Here is a 17,251-nt window from a genome sequence, read left to right as displayed (position 1 = left end):
ACTCTTCCCTACTCCCTACCCCCTACTCCCTACCCCCTATAAACAACATGGCAACGGATTTGTAGCGGTCATAGCGTCTAGTTATCTACAAGCCGATAAGCTATCCGATATCCGTTATCTCATCCGTTGCCAAATGCGTTGATCGAGAAGATTGCTACTTTTGCAACCACCGTGCCGCATCTTTGGCATGGTAGGTTAGTATCAAGTCAGCACCTGCACGTTTGAAGCCAATTAAAGTTTCCATAACTACACGCTGCTCGTCAATCCAACCGTTGATTGCTGCGGCTTTCACCATGGAATACTCACCAGAAACGTTGTAAGCCGCAACAGGTAAGTTGCTGGCCTCCTTCACGCGCCAAATAATGTCCATATAAGCCAAGGCGGGTTTTACCATAAGCATATCAGCACCTTCAGCGATATCTAGGTCAATTTCCTTGAGGGCTTCACGGGCATTACCAGGGTCCATTTGATAAGTTCTGCGATCGCCAAATTGTGGGGCAGAATCTGCGGCATCGCGGAAGGGACCGTAATAAGCCGAAGCATACTTAGCAGCATAGGACAGAATTGGTGTATCTTGGAATCCCGCTTCATCCAAACCACTGCGAATTGCTTGTACAAAGCCATCCATCATCCCGGAAGGGGCAATAATATCCGCACCAGCTTTTGCCTGAGAAACTGCCGTTTTCTTAAGCAATTCTAAAGTCGGGTCATTTAAAACCCGTCCCGTCAAATCGCCCAGTTGTAAATAACCGCAGTGACCGTGACTTGTATACTCGCACAAACAGGTATCAGCAATGATAATCAAATCTGGTACAGCTTCTTTAACAGCCGTAGCAGCTTTTTGTACTATTCCGCAATCGTGCCATGCACCTGTGGCATCTACGTCTTTATCCGCAGGAATCCCAAACAAAATGATGGCAGGAATGCCCAGGTCATAAACCTCTTTTGCTTCTTCCACAATTTTATCTATGGAAAGTTGGTAGACACCGGGCATAGATCTCACTTCATGAGCAATACCTTCCCCAGGAACAGCAAATAGGGGGTAAATCAGATCGTTTGTGGTTAGTAGAGTTTCGCGTACCATGCGGCGCAGTTGTGGATGAGTACGCAAACGGCGGGGACGATGAGTTGGAAACATAACGTTTTGTAAACCCAAACTAAAAATTCATGGATAATGGACACAAAACAAAGCGTCACAAAGGCGAGGTCAAAACGTTTTGTAGTCATAGACACTACAGAAAGCGCTTAACTTCCTCTGCCCTACTGCTGATGATGTTGTGGGGCAATTTTGTATTTTACAGCTAGCCTATAAGCCTTAAATCTTAAAAGTTCCCTGAATTTCTTAACTAAAAAACTTATTAAAAATTAATAGTCATTTGTCCTTTGTCATTTGTTACTGGTTCTTTGTACTTATGTATAGGATAAGTTAGGTAGGGCTAAAGCCTACCTATGTGTCTACGTGTATTTCAAAAATAAGATAGAATTTCTATACACACAAGACCAATGACCAATAACTAATGACTAATGACAATTGTTTAGACAATCCGGAAAATGAAGGGGTAGCGGAAAGCTGTTTCAGAATTGCTTAGAACATGGAAAAGTGCCCAAATTGTCAGTCCCCAATGAACTAGGAACCAGAAGAATCCGACAAAACCCAGTACACCAAAGCTTGCTAAAATCAAGGCTCCGATTATAATTCCGTACAACCATACATTAAGGTGGAAATTGATAGCTTCTTTGGCATTTTCCTTAACAACAGGATCTTGAGTAGTAAACAGGATGGTAATAGGTAGACCGATTGAGAGAAGCAGAAAATTGAAGAAAATTGCTCCATGACACAGTGCTGATAAAACCTTTCGCGTATCCGTGTCGTACATTTGTCACTCCCTTGTATCTAAAAGTACTGAAGTGCTGAGTTTTGAGTTCTAGTGACAAATTTAATGAGTAGACTTGATATTAACGTTGAGGAACAAGCAATGAGTTTGATGTTTTTATGTATAAATTCTACTCAGTAACAAGAACCCATTGCTCAACACTTACTATAAGACCCTATCACAAGCATTGTTGTCTTAATATTAAAACACTCGCTAAAGTTGGAAAAAGTTAAGTTAAATTACAAGCATTGAACAGATATGTCAACTGAACTTCTGCCCGAACTGCATACAGCAGTTGAAAGTCGCCGTAACTTTGCAATTATCTCCCACCCCGATGCCGGGAAAACAACACTAACCGAAAAACTTCTGCTGTACGGGGGTGCTATTCACGAAGCAGGCGCAGTGAAAGCAAGGCGAGCACAGCGCAAGGCAACTTCCGACTGGATGGCAATGGAACAACAACGGGGTATTTCCATCACCTCTACAGTTTTACAGTTTGAATACCGGAATTGCCAAATTAATTTATTAGATACTCCCGGACACCAAGATTTTAGTGAAGATACTTATCGCACGCTAGCTGCAGCCGATAATGCGGTCATGCTGATTGACGCAGCGAAAGGTTTGGAACCACAAACACGGAAGTTGTTTGAAGTGTGCAAGATGCGCGGTATTCCTATCTTCACATTTGTTAACAAACTTGACCGTCCGGGAAGGGAACCTTTGGAACTTTTGGACGAAATCGAGCAAGAATTAGGCTTGCAGACTTATGCCGTCAATTGGCCAATTGGGATGGGCGATCGCTTTAAAGGTGTTTTTGACCGTCAGCAAAAACAAATTCACTTATTTGAAAGAAGCGCCCACGGTAGCCGTGAAGCTGTAGATACCGTAGTTGATTTAGGTGATGCCAGAATTGAGGAACTCTTAGAGCAAGACCTCTACTACCAACTCAAAAACGATTTAGAACTGTTAGAAGGGGTAGGACCGGAACTAGATTTGGAATTGGTACACCAAGGCAAAATGACACCCGTCTTCTTTGGTAGTGCCATGACCAACTTTGGGGTACAGTTATTCCTCAATTCCTTCCTTGAGTGTGCCTTAAGACCGGGTTCGCACAACAGTACAGCAGGTGATATTCCGCCCACTTACCCGGAATTCAGTGGATTTGTGTTTAAACTACAAGCGAATATGGACCCGAAACATCGCGATCGCGTTGCCTTTGTCCGTGTTTGTACGGGTAAATTTGAAAAAGACATGACAGTCAATCACGCCCGTACTGGCAGAACTATCCGCTTGTCTCGTCCGCAAAAATTATTTGCTCAAGAAAGAGAATCCATTGACTTTGCATATGCAGGTGACGTTATTGGCTTGAACAATCCCGGTGTTTTTGCTATAGGAGATACAATTTATACAGGACAAAAATTAGAATATGAAGGGATTCCGTATTTCTCCCCGGAATTATTTGCAACTCTCCGCAATCCAAACCCTTCTAAATTTAAACAATTCCAAAAAGGCGTTTCCGAGTTGCGGGAAGAAGGGGCTGTACAAATTATGTACTCGGTAGATGAGGCTAAGCGCGACCCAATCTTAGCCGCAGTCGGTCAACTGCAATTTGAGGTTGTGCAATTTCGCTTGCAAAATGAGTACGGAGTAGAAACATTGTTAGAATTACTACCGTACTCTGTGGCTCGCTGGGTAGAGGGTGGTTGGGAAGCGCTAAACTCAATAGGACGCTTGTTTAACACAACAACAGTCAAAGATAGCTTTGGACGCCCAGTGTTACTGTTCCGTAATGAATGGAATTGCCATCAATTGCTGGAAGACCATCCTAATTTAAAACTGAGCGCGATCGCACCAGTCTTTTCTACACAGCAAGTGACTGAGGGTTAGTGGTTGATTGTTGGTTGTTAGTTGTTGGTTGTTGGTTGTTGGTTGTTCGTCAATTAACTACTAACCACTAACCACTATCTACCAACAAAGAAATTTTTCCCACCAACGTTAAAATAAAGTCTCAATCTGGGTATTTTACAGTAAGACTAGAGCGAGAAAATTTTTATGCCTTCACAATCTGAACCTTCTTTGGAGGCTGGTTTAAACATCCTTAAGCAAGGAAATTATCAGAGTGCGATCGCGACTTTAAAAGCAGTCGCAACAAGAGAAGGCGACAGCAATGCTGGCTTACAAGCGAAGGTAGGTTTAGTTGTAGCACACACACGCAGTGGCAATACTCTAGAAGCGCGAACTCTTTGTGAAACTCTCACTCAAAGTCATAATTCTCAAGTACGAGAGTGGGCACAACGGACTCTAAAGCAACTAACAAAACCTAGTAAAACGGGACAAGGGGACAAGGGGGACAAGGTAGAACCTGCTTCCTTGTCTACCCCCTCTCCCTTGTCTACTCCCTCCACTCCCCCCGATCCTCCTCCTGTGGCTATCAGGGAACCGATAAAACCGCTCCCGATTTACTGGAAACAGTCGCCAAGAGCCAAGTCTTGGCAACCCCTACAAAAGCTAAATTTAATTGCCTTTTGGTTGCTGCAAGCTGGAACATTTATTGCTCTATTTTGGATAATGCGGGAATTGTTGATCTTTGCGATGCAATCGATCAACAGCACGTTAATGAACTTACCGTATCTTGAGCCAATACAACTTTTATACGCAGATCCTACATTTTTTTTACTCTTAACCCTGTTCGTTTTAATCGGGTTATCACCTTGGTTGCTTGATGGACTTTTAACAAACTTTTATTGCCAAAGAGAATTTAACAAAGATGCTTTAAATAAATACAGTCAGGAAGCGGTTCGGGTACTGCAACGGTACTGTCAGCAGCAAGGTTGGCAGTTTCCAAAACTGGAGATTTTACCTCTATCTGCTCCGATAATAATAACATATGGAAATTTACCCCGGACTGCGCGAATTGTCGTCAGTCAGGGTTTGTTAGAGCAATTAGCTGAAGATGAAATTGCTGCTATCTACGCACGCACACTCGGGCATATTGCTCATTGGGATTTTGTTGTCATGTCTTTGGTATTATTAGTTACAATTCCTTTCTACCTACTCTATCAACAAATTGCTATCTGGGGAGATAACAGAAAAATAATACCTTTGCGAATGGCTTTGGCTTATATAGCAAGCTTTGCCTATGGAATTTGGTGTTTGTTAACTGGAACTTCTATATGGTTGTCTCAGCTTCGTCATTACTATAGCGATCGCATTGCTGTTGACATCACTGGTAACCCCAATGGTCTTGTCCGTGGATTACTTAAAATTGCTATTGGGATTGCTAGCGATATTCAAAAAAAAGAACAGACTTGTTGGCAATTAGAAAGCTTGAATATCATGGTACCAGTGGGCTATCAACAAAGTATTTCTTTGGGAAGTATTGCGCCTCACACAACCTTTGAATCATTTTTAATGTGGGATACTCTTAACCCCTATCGATGGTGGTTTATTTTTAATAAAACTCATCCAATGATTGGCGATCGCTTACAACACTTAACATCAATTGCCCGTCTTTGGCATTTAGAGACAGAATTAAATATGGAAAACCAAAAGTCTTTAAGGGTCAAGCGCCAGTCCTTTCTTTTTCAAATTGCGCCTTTTTTGGGGATTCCTGCGGGTATCGTGTTTGCTGTTTTGATTTGGATAGTGTGGCAAACAGCCTATACTCTCAAGTTTTTAAACTTAAAGTGGATATATGACAATACCTCTTATGTTACGGGCTGCTTGCTAATTTGCATTGGTATTGGCATCATCGTGCGGATAAATGCTATTTTTCCCGAAATTAAGTCTATAAACGTGCAAACTGATGACCGACTCCCGGTTTTGCTTGCGAATCCCGCCAGTCTTCCTGCTGACAGTACACCAGTACGTCTTGTTGGTAAACTTTTAGGGCGTCGAGGTAATAGTAACTTTTTAGGGCAAGATTTAATACTGCAAACTAGCACAAGTCTCCTAAAATTACATCACCTTCCCCAAGTTGGGGAAGAACTTCACACCCAAGACTTAATTGGTCGCCGGATTACCGTTACAGGTTGGTTTAGAAAAGGAGCATTACCTTGGATAGATGTTCACACATTGAATACTCAAAGTGGCAAAATTGTCAATAGTTATCATCCAATTTATTCTATAATCCTGGCTATTGTTCTGAACGCTTGGGGAGTTTACGTGTTATTCAAGGGCTAGTAGTTGTTCCACTAACGACTAACAACTAACCACGCACTCTCAGAGTGTGTAAAGAAAAGTTGCAAAACACCGGACTTGATGTTACATTTATTTACAATAACGGTTGCAATTGGCAAACTTAGCGTCCCAGCTTGGTTACCTGTGTACCTGTAAAGCGCCGATCTATTCCCTTTTTTTCCCAACACAGCACAAAATCAGCCAGCCCTTGGCTGGTTTTTGTTTCAAAAACACAAAATGGTAGAAGACAAAGTGTATTTTATGTTACTATGCGATTATGCAATCGCTGGAAATGTCTATCTTGAACTAGCTACGTGTAAAATACCGTGATAATGTAGGGAATGGTGTTGCATTCTTCGGAATAAAAAGGGAACGAAGAAGTCCAGTGGCAGCTATACTCTGTAAAATTCAAAATTTTTAGACTAAAGGTGTTATTGGCGTTGTGTGCGCTCTCGTATTAAAGAAGCTTGATCTTGGTGAAAAACTGTATTGTATTGGTTAATAGTTTGGAGTAAAAAGGTTGGTTTGTGGCAATGTTAGTGGATAGTATCTATTACCCATTCGCACACCAGCCCCTGTTTTTTGCCCGGTCGCGTTCATTCAAATGTCAAATCTGGAGGTATGTTTCATGTCCGTTCGCCTATACATAGGCAATTTGCCAAAAGAAGAAATAGATCGTCAAGAATTACAAGCCGTCTTTTCAGCTGAAGGTGATGCTGTCACAACTAAGCTGATTAAAGACCGCAAAACTGGCAAATGCCGGGGTTTTGGTTTTCTGACGGTCAATAATGACGAGCAAGCAGACCAAATTATTGAAAAATACAATGGTTTCTTGTTCAAAGAATCTGCTATCAAACTTGAGAAAGCTCTACCTCGTACTAAAGGTGGAGAAGAAGGAGCAGAGGAGCAACCAAGTGCGGCTAAAGCACCAAGTCAAGGTGGAAGCACTCATGCAGCCCCCGTACAAAAAGAGGGTGGTAACCGTAAAGAAAAAAGCTCTAAGAAGTCCCGTCGTGGCGGCGGTACTAGAGAGAATGTTCCAACGGCATCTGGAAACACGGATGACACTATTCGTCCAGATCCTCGCTGGGCTAATCAGTTGGAAAAACTCAAGCAAATGCTGGCTGCACAGACTACAAGTTAGTTCTCCCTCCAGGTCAATTAAAAATCAGATTTTGATTTGAAATTGCTAAGAGATGCTGGGGTTATTTTGACCGTATCGTTATGAAGTCCCTTAGCTATTTAGCTTTGGGAATCTTTTAACCAAATTATGTGCGAGATGCGCTTCGGCTTACTCGCTTCGCTGTCGCAACTGTTGGAAAAACAGCAATTACTGGCTGTACTTTTTTCTCTTGCGAATAGGCTTGCGTTCTGAACCTAGCACCCAACCAAAGTAGCTAATCAGGCGCAGCTTGTTTTGCAGTTAAAAAAACAACTCAGTTTTAAATGCAGGGCTATTGTGTGTACTGTGTGGGTAAAATTCACAACGAATGACCTTATCCTTGCTAGAAACACAGTAGGGGGTTGAGCAAATTCTTTCAGCAGTCGCGATAGCGAAGCGAGTAAAGCGAAGTGCATCTCGCACTAGTTCAGGTCAATTTTGGCATCTGTTTCTTTTTTTGCCTGACTGCTGGTACATCAAGCAAGAAAGCATTCTTTCTAAAAGTGCAATGCTAGAGGTACAATATATTTTACGTCTGACGCGGCTAAAAGACTGATATTTTAAGATATTCTTCCAAAAAGATTGGTTAACTGTAACTGCACAGGTTTATATCTACTAGCAAACTGTTCAGACATTTCATTCGCACCCCTGCCATTTGTCGCTTTAAAGTCATCTAACAATGACTCCCTACGGGTGTGGTCTATTTACCTGAAAATGGCTGTAAACTATTTTTGAAAAAAATAAAGTGTCTTATTATACTGTCTAAATAAAGAAAATAAGTTTTTGGCAGACGAAGAAAATAGTATAAATTTAAACAACTGGCGCACGGCCAAAAGTTGTTCGGAAAAATTCTAAAGGAAGAGTCGAAGGTTATTTTACAAAGCTATATTGACATTTCTTCTATAAGCTGTAGTGAAACTATCATCAGATTATGTATTAAAAAATACTATGTTTGGAAATTTTTGCTTGACAATAAGCTTTGTGGTGATGGCACGAAGTAGATAGAAAAACTAATAAGTGTAATTGAAATTACAAATATTTAGATTACTTATTGGGTGTATTAGCTAAAAATATAGAGCTTAAAGTATAAAGAATTTAAATGAAAGTACGTAAAAAAAATTCTACTTCTGTGAGTAGATGTATAAAAATGTATTGCATATTAAATTAAAATGAAGAATAATAAAAATTCTATAAACGAGGTTGAAGGCTAAGAGCAAACTCAGATGTGCCGAAGACCTTTCGTAAGAAAAACACCAACAAACTATGAACTCTAGAACTGAGCAACGCATCGCCTTAATTTCAGTCCACGGCGACCCGGCGATTGAAATTGGGAAAGAAGAGGCTGGAGGACAGAACGTTTACGTGTGCCAAGTGGGAGAAGCACTGGCTAGATTGGGGTGGCAGGTTGATATGTTTACCCGCAAAATTAGTACAGAGCAAGAAACAATAGTTCAACACAGCCTCAATTGTCGAACAATTCGGCTAGAAGCTGGTGCTGTTGAATTTGTGCCACGAGATAATCTATTTGGTTACTTGCCAGAATTTGTGGACAACTTCCTCAAATTTCAGCAGGAGAACAATTACGTGTATCCTCTGGTTCATACAAACTATTGGCTCTCTAGCTGGGTTGGAATGCAGTTGAAGGAGATCCAAGGGAGCAAACAGGTTCATACCTACCACTCTCTAGGAGTCGTTAAGTACAACACAATAGACACGATTCCTCCGATCGCCAGCACTCGGTTAGCAGTGGAGAAGCAAGTTTTGGAGACTGCAGAGCGCATTGTAGCCACGAGTCCGCAAGAAAAAGAACATATGCGAACTCTTGTTTCTACAAAAGGCACTATTGATATTATTCCCTGCGGTACTGACATTCGGCGGTTTGGTTGTGTTGACCGACAAGCCGCAAGAGCAGCATTGGGTATTGACCCTGAAGCTAAACTTGTGCTTTATGTAGGTCGTTTCGATCCACGCAAAGGTATAGAAACGTTGGTGCGTGCGGTTGGTCAATCTCAGTTTCGCGCATCTGACAAGCTTCAACTGATTATAGGTGGTGGAAGCCGTCCCGGTCATAGTGATGGGATAGAACGCGATCGCATTGAGAGCATTGTTGCTGAGTTAGGTATGAGCGATTTCACAACCTTTCCAGGTCGCCTCAGTCAAGAAATTCTGCCATACTATTACGCTGCTGCTGATGTTTGCGTTGTCCCCAGTCACTATGAACCTTTCGGACTCGTAGCGATTGAAGCTATGGCGAGTGGTACACCAGTAGTCGCTAGTGACGTTGGTGGACTTCAATTTACCGTTGTACCAGAAGAAACTGGTTTATTAGCAACACCACAAGATCCAACAGCTTTCTCTGCTGCAATTGACCAAATTCTCAGCCATCCACAGTTGCGGGATAAATGGGGTCAAGGAGGTAGACAGCGAGTTGAAACTAAATTTAGTTGGGATGGAGTAGCATCTCAATTGAGTCAGCTTTACTCTCAAATTTCATCGGCAAGTTTTGAAAAAGCCCGGAAAGAAAGTTCTGAGAAATTACCACAAGAAGCAATTTTAGTAAGTTAGCGATAAGCGAAGCGATACACCTAAAGGCGTATCGCTGGTTGTGTGCATTAAAGAACCAAAAGTCTATAGTCGAGAGTTATTCACAAATATGTGCCTCTCGACTATAGACTTTTGGCGTTAATTCTCAATAGAAATAGAGTTTTTTGCGAGAAGAATCAGCCTAATTTTGTCAGCAGTGCGGTGGACGGTGAGACAAGGGTTTCAAGATTGTAAAGAAAGATCTAACCAATGCATAGACTAACAGGAAGGGGAGGAACAACGTTTCGCTGGGGCTTTGAAGCTCCTCTCCTTACAGGGAGACGGGTTTGGGGTGAGGTTCGTTTTGACTTCATCGAACTCACGTATTTTTACTCGTTAAATAGCTGTTACGAATAAAGAATGCAGTTAAGCTGACTGACCTTTTGTTTTATGAATCGGCAAATAGTCAAGGAAAGGCAATTGCAAATTTATCCTCTTTTGGTACAGCCACTAGCAGTGACACAGATTATATCCAACTCAGTAAAATATCTGCTGGTTTTAAATTGACTGGTAAAGTAGCCATGAGTTGGGAAGATGAAAGGCTTAGTCAGTCAAATCTCGCCTATCAAATCAAAGTTGGAAATTCTCCAAAAACTACAAGTGTCCCTGAACCCAGTACACTTGCTGCCATTGCATTAGCAACATTTGCGGGTGTAGGTTACAAACGACGTAAAAGCGCTTAATTACTTTTAGGTGAGCCGCTTAACTACAATAAATTTTAAATTTACCAACACGGTTTGTTCAAGAAGCCGTGTTTTTGAAATAGAATAATTTTAATAATTTCATGAAAGAATGAAGTTTTTAGTAAAAAGGCTGCAGAATTTGTACCAGTATTAAGAAGTTCTGTTAAAGTTTCATGTAAAAGCGGTGAGGAAAGCTGTAGTCATCAGTAATTTCTAGGAAACCCTATTTTTATTGAGACAAGCAAATGATTCAACGGACACTGCTTCTGATTTTTGGTCTAGTGACCCTTGGACTGTGTGCAGCGCCAAACCCAGCAAAAGCCCTAACACTCAGTCAGAACCCTAATTTCACAGATATGGACTTTGAAAATCTCATCAAGCAAGGGCAATTTTCCGAAAAGTTTGTTGCTGAAGGTCGAATTGGCGATCTTGGGGGTCTTGCTACTTATGAACTGAGTATTAATAATGATATTCAGCAAGGTGGTCTGCCTGTTGAGCAACAACAGTATACTTGGGTTAACAATCAGCCAGTAGACTTCAGTCTGGAATACACGGGTAACAGTGTTAAATATGTTGTTGGCGGTCAGACTTTGTCCAGCAATGCTTTTAATGGTTTGGTGAGCGATATTTTCATCCGTACCTTTGCTTCACGAAATAGCACTGTTAGTTTGAGTAACTTAGTGTTGAATGGTACAAGTATTGGAGCGTTAGACTCTTCTTCTTTGGGTATTGCTTCAGATGTAGATTATCTTAGAGTTAGTGACATTAGCACTCCCTTTGTGCTGACAGGTCAGACAAAATTGTTTTGGTCAGGTACAACTCCACCAAGAAACTCTCAACTGGCATACCAATTTAAAGTAGGGGGTTCGTCTAAGACAAGCGTACCCGAACCAGGTACAATTGGTGCGATCGCATTGATAGCAGTTGCAGGTTTAGGTTACAGCCGCAAAAAGCAAGCAGCTTAACGAGTGGTAAAGTCGCTGCGCTCCAATTCGTAATTCGTACTTTTCATTACGAATTACGAATTATTCTGTCACGAGCTTTATCCTGCTTGACTGGTATTTTAATAAGAAATTCGGTTCCCTGACCTAAAACGGAATTGCAAGTTAAACTACCCTGATGTTTTTCTACTACAATGTGGTAACTAATTGATAAACCCAAACCCGTCCCACTTCCTATTGGCTTAGTGGTAAAAAACGGATCGAAGATTTTTTGTATAACTTCCTGAGCCATTCCAGAACCATTGTCAGCAATCACAATCTCTACACTATGGTTTTCTACAAGCAATGTACGAATAAGAATTGTGGGGATTAAAGATTGAAAATTAAGAGTTGGGGCGGTTATCTTTCCATACCCTAGTTTCGATTCTCCAGTTCCTAGTTCCAACGCATCAATCGCATTTACCAGTATATTCATAAAAACTTGGTTCAGTTGATTGACGTAACATTCAACTTGGGGGAGATTTCCGTATTCTTTTATAACTTTAATTTCAGGTCGCTCTACTTTTGCTTTCAGTCTATGGTGTAAGATCATTAAAGTACTGTTAATTCCCTCATGAATATCAACTGGCTTCATTTCTGCTTCGTCTAAGCGAGAAAAATTACGCAGTTCCAACACAATATTCTGGATGCGTGTGGTTCCTATTTTCATGGAATGAAGAATTTTGGGTAAGTCTTCTTTCAAAAAATCTAAGTCTATTTCTTGAAGTTTATTTTGTAGTGAAGCAGAAGAATTAGAGAATTCGAGTTGATAAACTTCTATCAAGTCTAACAATTGATGCATATAAGTATTAGCATGAATAATATTGCCATGAATAAAATTGACAGGGTTATTGATTTCATGAGCAATTCCTGCTACCATTTGTCCCAAACTTGACATTTTTTCACTTTGAATCAATTGAGCTTGAGTCTGCTTTAATTCCTGTATTGCTTGTTGCAATTGTTGATTTTTGTCATGAAGTGCTTGTGTTCTCTCAGCAACTTTTTCTTCTAAGGTATGATTGTACTGCTCCAGGCGATCGCTAGCTTGTTCTAAATTTTGGTAGAGAATAGCATTTTCTAAGGAGATAGCTGCTTGAGTCGTAATGAGCTTGAGTAGTTCCAAACGATTTTGGGAAAACGCCGCAATTATCAGATTATTTTCCAAATAAAGAATACCAAGCAATTTATTTTGATTAATAATAGGTATACACAAAAGACTCTTGGGCTGTTCGTGTATAATGTAACTATCTGCTGCGAATAAGGGTTGTTCGTTAATATCATCAATGACTAAAATTTCCTGCGTGCGCTTTACGTAATTAATCACAGTAATAGGAACATACTGGCTAGATGTTAGGCGGATGGATGGGAACTTTGTATAAGGAGGGACACAAGCGGAGTTGGAAGTGACAGCAGTAACGGCTAAGCATAAATTTTCTCCTTCATTCAAAATCAAAGCACATTTAGAAGCTCCTGCATTTTCCATCACGACCTGGATTAAAGTAGATAGCAATTGTTCTAGTTCGATTTCCTTAGAGAGTGCAATAGAGGCTTTGATAACCGCTATCAAATCTAGAGAGTTAGAAATACTTGTATTCGCTCCAGAGAAAGTTTGATTTGTGCTACTAGTAGATACAGATATAAAACTGTTGGAAGTATTTTTACTGAATTCTATTTGAATTTCTTCTTGTTGAAGAACAGATGTAAAGAACTGAGGATAGAGGTTTGTCAAATTGTCAGCTTTAGCTTTAGCACCCCAGCGAACGTAGCCAAAATAAGCATCTGTTAGGTAAATTTTGGCAATTTTTAATTTGTTCCATTCTAAATAAAACTTAGCAGCTAGTTCGTTAGCCAGAGCTTCTTCATTTATATACTGGTTTTGTTGAGCATATGTAATAGCATACTCGTAAGAGTCCACAGCCTCAGCATATTCCTGTCTAATCCGATGCTGCTCTGCTTTCACCAAATAAAATTTATGCAAAAAATTCATGGGAGCGTGACAAGCCCATTTTTGCATTTTTTCTTGATTAGCTATTACCATTCCCCAAATTTGTTCTTGTTCTGATAATTGAACGCTAGGATACCTTGCTAAAAGAGAGAGCGAATGGTAAAAATTAAAAATCGGAAGAATTATCATTGCTGTTCCAGCATATAAATACTCTTCTGCTTTAGCTGCATATTCAATACTACGAGAGTAATCACCAAATAAATAGCAAAGTTGAAGTTTACATAAATATAAAAATAAAAGTCCAACTCCATCATTTGTTTCTAAATGGATTGGTAGCATTTTTTCTTCATCATAAGCTTCCCCAATTAAACAATGATGTTCTTTATGTGCTTGACAAAGATTGAGAACAGTTTGTCGATAAATTTCATTCCAGTAAAAGACTCGATGCTGTTTAATTTTTTGTAGGTTACTACTATATATTGCTATTTGTTGTTCTAGTTCTGTTAGATCTTGACCCGTGAAATATGCACTATAAGAATAACCGTAAAGAGCGTATGCTGCAAATTCTAAATCCCCCGTTTCCAAAGCTATAGAGTAAGTATCGAGCAGAGGTTGTAGTGTTTCACTAATATGCTCTTTCCAAGGTTTAATTAAATGATTAAAGACTTCTAAAACTTTTGCAGTTACAGAACTAGTTTTTTCTCCAGATAACAAAAGTTTTCCTAGTTTGCCAAATTGATATCCAGATTCAATGTCTTCTACAACTCCACAAAGCGTTAATCCATAGGTAGCATAAGCAAAAGCGGATGAAGGAGCATTTCCATATTTAATAGATAAATTAACCTGTTTGAGAATTATTAACAGAAATAGTTGAGGATTGACTGGATACACTAGAGATGTAACACTAGACAAAATACACATTACAGCCAAAGGTAAAACTTCTTTCATTTTCGGCAAATGGCTTAAGGTATCAATACTGAAACTTGCTAGATTTGAAGCTGTCCTCTCTAGTTCATTCTGAACATCAGTTTGATTGGGATTTTCTGGAAATTCCGTTCCTAACAATTTTAGAAATGATAGTGCAATGCTAATTGCTTCTATAAGTTTATTTTGCGAACCACGAGCTTGAATTATAACTTCATAAACTTTTACTGTATCTAATAGCGTTTTTGCTTTTTTTAACACCACATCTGCTATTTCTTGCATCTGTTCAAAATGACCATCTAAGTATGCCGCCTCTACTGCTTTTTCATACAAAGTTAGGCTAAGATTATAGTCTGCCTCCCAACAATCAGCAGTTAGTAAATCTATCCCAGTCTTAAAATATTTCACGGCTGCTGTGTAAGCAGTTGCTAACATAGCTTTTGTACCAGCAATTAAATTCATATCTATCAATTCATAGCGAGTCTTGCGATCGCCAATTAATTCTGCTGCTATATTCAATTGATTGACTAACTCAAATATTTTTTCTTTTCGTTCTTCAATTGGAATACGACTCAACAGCAATTGTCCAATTTTTAAATGAATTTTCTTTTTTTGACTTTTGGATATTAGAGAATAAGCAGCCTGCTGTACGCGATCGTGTATAAATTTATATTTAGATAACTTAGATTTTTCGCTGTCCTGTATAATCAGCCCTTCAAGTAAAGCTGTCCATAAATTATCTGCTGTATCTGCTTCAGATTTTTGATGTACGATCGCAAGAGTCTTTAAATCAAACTGATTTCCTATACACGCAGCCAATTTTAAAACATCTTGAGTTTTTCTTGGCAACTTTTCGATTTGAAGCGCCATAAATTCTACAACATTCTCTGTGAAAGTAAGCGCCTTTACTTTCGCAATATCGTATTGCCAATATCTCGCATTAAAATTAAATTCAATAGCACCTTCTGTATGCAGATTCTTGAGAAATTGATAACAAAAAAATGGATTGCCTTGAGTTTTAGCAAATACTATTTCTGTAAGATTAAGAGAAACTGATTTTTCACAGTGAAGAGTATCAGATATCAAAGAATTTAAGTCGAATAAACTTAAAGATTGAAGTTGGATACAACTAAGAGTTGCTTGAGACTTTTCAATAGCTTTGATTGTTAAAAACAGTGGATGTGTTGGTGAAACTTCATTATCGCGATAAGCACCCATTAATAATAAATTATTGTAATAATTATGATAAATATTTACATCTTCTGCTATAGATGATTCCTTGTCATGTCTTTCTATTACAGAAGGATATGTTGTAACCGTAGTCTTTGAACTCATTAATAATTCAATAAGTTTCAGTGAAGCTGTATCTGCCCATTGTAAATCGTCCAGAAAAATAACTAAAGGATGCTCTTCAGTACCGAATAATTTGATAAATCTTTGAAATAATAAATTAAAACGATTTTGAGATGCAATACCAGATAGTTCAGCGACTGGTGGTTGAGGACCAATAATCAATTCTAAGCTAGGAATAACATTGGTAAGAACTCGAGCTTGCGTACCTAATCCTGCTAAAATGCCTGTTTTCCACTGTTGAAGAACACTATCAGCTTCACTCAGGATTTGTCTGATTAAGTCTTCAAAAGCCTGCACCAAAGCGGACAAGGGAATATCTCTTTTGAACCGATCGAATTTTCCTTTAATAAAATAACCTCTTTGTCGCAAAATTGGTTTGTGAACTTCGTTAACAACAGCAGTTTTGCCGATACCAGAAGCACCAGTAATCAATACCATTTCTGTTGTTCCAGCTGAGACTCGCTCGAAAGCAGCAAGTAGAGTCTTTACTTCCTGTTGACGATCATAGAGTTTTTCAGGGATGATAAAACGATCGGAAATATCATGTTGTCCTAACTGGAAGGGTATTATATTTCCAATAGTTTGCCATTGTTGCCAACAGATTTCTAAATCGCACTTTAATCCAAAACCACTTTGATAGCGATCTTCACTATTTTTTGCCATTAGTTTACCAATAATATCAGATACAACTTTTGGAAGTTGGCAGTTAATTTCGCTGGGATTTTGCTGTTGCTTGGCAATATGAGAATAGATTAACTCTATAGGATCTTTAGTCGTGAAGGGTAACTGTCCGGTTAGAAGTTCAAAAAATGTAACTCCGAGAGAATAAAAATCGCTACGGTAGTCGATCCCTCGGTTCATTCTTCCGGTTTGTTCGGGAGAAATATAAGCTAATGTGCCTTCTAAAAAATTGGGATTGGTAAGGTATTGAATTTCTTTTGGAAGTAGGGAGGCAATACTAAAATCTGCTAACTTAACCTCAAAGGTGGTGGGATTAATTAGGATGTTTGCAGGTTTAATATCTTTATGAATCACGTAGTGTCGATGCAGTTCATCGAGAGTAGAAGCTATTTGAACAGCAATTTGGAAAAACTCTTGTAGAGGTATGGTAGTTGATTTCTTGACACGATCTAAGTAATCCCGTAGAGAAACACCACCAAAATCTTCCATGACTAAAGCATAGCTGTTATCACAATTTTCTAAGCTATAGGTTTGAACAATGCCTGAAATCTGAAGATTCATTGCGATCGCATACTGATTGCGAAACTGAGCAATTTGAGTAAAACTTGGATATTTGCTATGCATCAGTTTAATAATCACTAATTTTTGGTCACTTTCTCTAATACCCCGGCAAACTAGAGTTTTGCTGTCTGCATAAATTTTTTCCAAGATGCGATAGCCAGGAATCGTAAAAATTTTGTTTAGATGTACAGACATTTGAGCCAAGACTTCCAAGATTAATATCACCTAGTATTCCCAAAACTATAAATAATCTCACAAATTAATAGCCAAATTGACACTATGAGCATAAGCATCTGTAAAAACTTTAATAAAGTCCCGTAAATACA

9 protein-coding genes are annotated in these 17,251 nt (G+C 39.3%); 6 read left to right on the top strand and 3 right to left on the bottom strand.

The genetic code is table 11. The annotated features are described in order from the left end of the window. Positions 1-154: 154 nt before the first annotated feature. Positions 155-1,138, bottom strand: a complete 984-nt coding sequence (gene hemB / locus F7734_RS26620; RefSeq protein ID WP_155747631.1) for a porphobilinogen synthase — start codon at positions 1,136-1,138, stop codon at positions 155-157. 397 nt (positions 1,139-1,535) lie between these two features. After that, a complete protein-coding gene (locus tag F7734_RS26615; protein ID WP_155747630.1) occupies positions 1,536-1,877 on the bottom strand; it encodes a DUF4870 domain-containing protein in 342 nt (113 codons plus the stop codon). A 255-nt stretch (positions 1,878-2,132) separates the two neighbouring features. Between F7734_RS26615 and prfC the strand changes: the two genes are divergently transcribed. The 6 genes from prfC to F7734_RS26585 all read left to right on the top strand — a co-directional run bounded on the left by prfC (position 2,133) and on the right by F7734_RS26585 (position 11,446). Further along, the gene (prfC, locus tag F7734_RS26610; protein ID WP_155747629.1) at positions 2,133-3,761 is read left to right on the top strand and encodes a peptide chain release factor 3; all 1,629 of its coding nucleotides are present in this window, start codon (positions 2,133-2,135) and stop codon (positions 3,759-3,761) included. A 165-nt stretch (positions 3,762-3,926) separates the two neighbouring features. Then, positions 3,927-6,056: a M48 family metalloprotease gene (locus tag F7734_RS26605; protein WP_155747628.1), complete on the top strand. Its 2,130-nt coding sequence runs from the start codon at positions 3,927-3,929 to the stop codon at positions 6,054-6,056. Positions 6,057-6,681: 625 nt separating this feature from the next. After that, the gene (locus F7734_RS26600) at positions 6,682-7,197 is read left to right on the top strand and encodes an RNA-binding protein (RefSeq protein WP_155747627.1); all 516 of its coding nucleotides are present in this window, start codon (positions 6,682-6,684) and stop codon (positions 7,195-7,197) included. A gap of 1,281 nt (positions 7,198-8,478) precedes the next feature. Further along, positions 8,479-9,780, top strand: a complete 1,302-nt coding sequence (locus F7734_RS26595; protein WP_155747626.1) for a glycosyltransferase family 1 protein — start codon at positions 8,479-8,481, stop codon at positions 9,778-9,780. 362 nt (positions 9,781-10,142) lie between these two features. Further along, on the top strand, positions 10,143-10,481 hold the full coding sequence (locus tag F7734_RS26590) for a PEP-CTERM sorting domain-containing protein (RefSeq protein ID WP_155747625.1): 339 nt from the start codon (positions 10,143-10,145) through the stop codon (positions 10,479-10,481). 245 nt (positions 10,482-10,726) lie between these two features. Next, a complete protein-coding gene (locus F7734_RS26585; protein WP_155747624.1) occupies positions 10,727-11,446 on the top strand; it encodes a choice-of-anchor W domain-containing protein in 720 nt (239 codons plus the stop codon). 46 nt (positions 11,447-11,492) lie between these two features. Here F7734_RS26585 and F7734_RS26580 read toward each other — a convergent pair whose 3' ends face one another. After that, on the bottom strand, positions 11,493-17,120 hold the full coding sequence (locus tag F7734_RS26580) for an ATP-binding sensor histidine kinase (RefSeq protein ID WP_155747623.1): 5,628 nt from the start codon (positions 17,118-17,120) through the stop codon (positions 11,493-11,495). Positions 17,121-17,251 lie beyond the last annotated feature (131 nt).

The sequence above is a fragment of the Scytonema sp. UIC 10036 genome (assembly GCF_009725235.1).
This window is presented reverse-complemented; position numbering and strand designations above follow the sequence as displayed.

Coding starts and splice junctions, on each gene's coding strand:
- hemB (WP_155747631.1), bottom strand. CDS start 1,138: ATGTTTCCAACTCATCGTCCCCGCCGTTTGCGTACTCATCCACAACTG.
- F7734_RS26615 (WP_155747630.1), bottom strand. CDS start 1,877: ATGTACGACACGGATACGCGAAAGGTTTTATCAGCACTGTGTCATGGA.
- prfC (WP_155747629.1), top strand. CDS start 2,133: ATGTCAACTGAACTTCTGCCCGAACTGCATACAGCAGTTGAAAGTCGC.
- F7734_RS26605 (WP_155747628.1), top strand. CDS start 3,927: ATGCCTTCACAATCTGAACCTTCTTTGGAGGCTGGTTTAAACATCCTT.
- F7734_RS26600 (WP_155747627.1), top strand. CDS start 6,682: ATGTCCGTTCGCCTATACATAGGCAATTTGCCAAAAGAAGAAATAGAT.
- F7734_RS26595 (WP_155747626.1), top strand. CDS start 8,479: ATGAACTCTAGAACTGAGCAACGCATCGCCTTAATTTCAGTCCACGGC.
- F7734_RS26585 (WP_155747624.1), top strand. CDS start 10,727: ATGATTCAACGGACACTGCTTCTGATTTTTGGTCTAGTGACCCTTGGA.
- F7734_RS26580 (WP_155747623.1), bottom strand. CDS start 17,120: ATGTCTGTACATCTAAACAAAATTTTTACGATTCCTGGCTATCGCATC.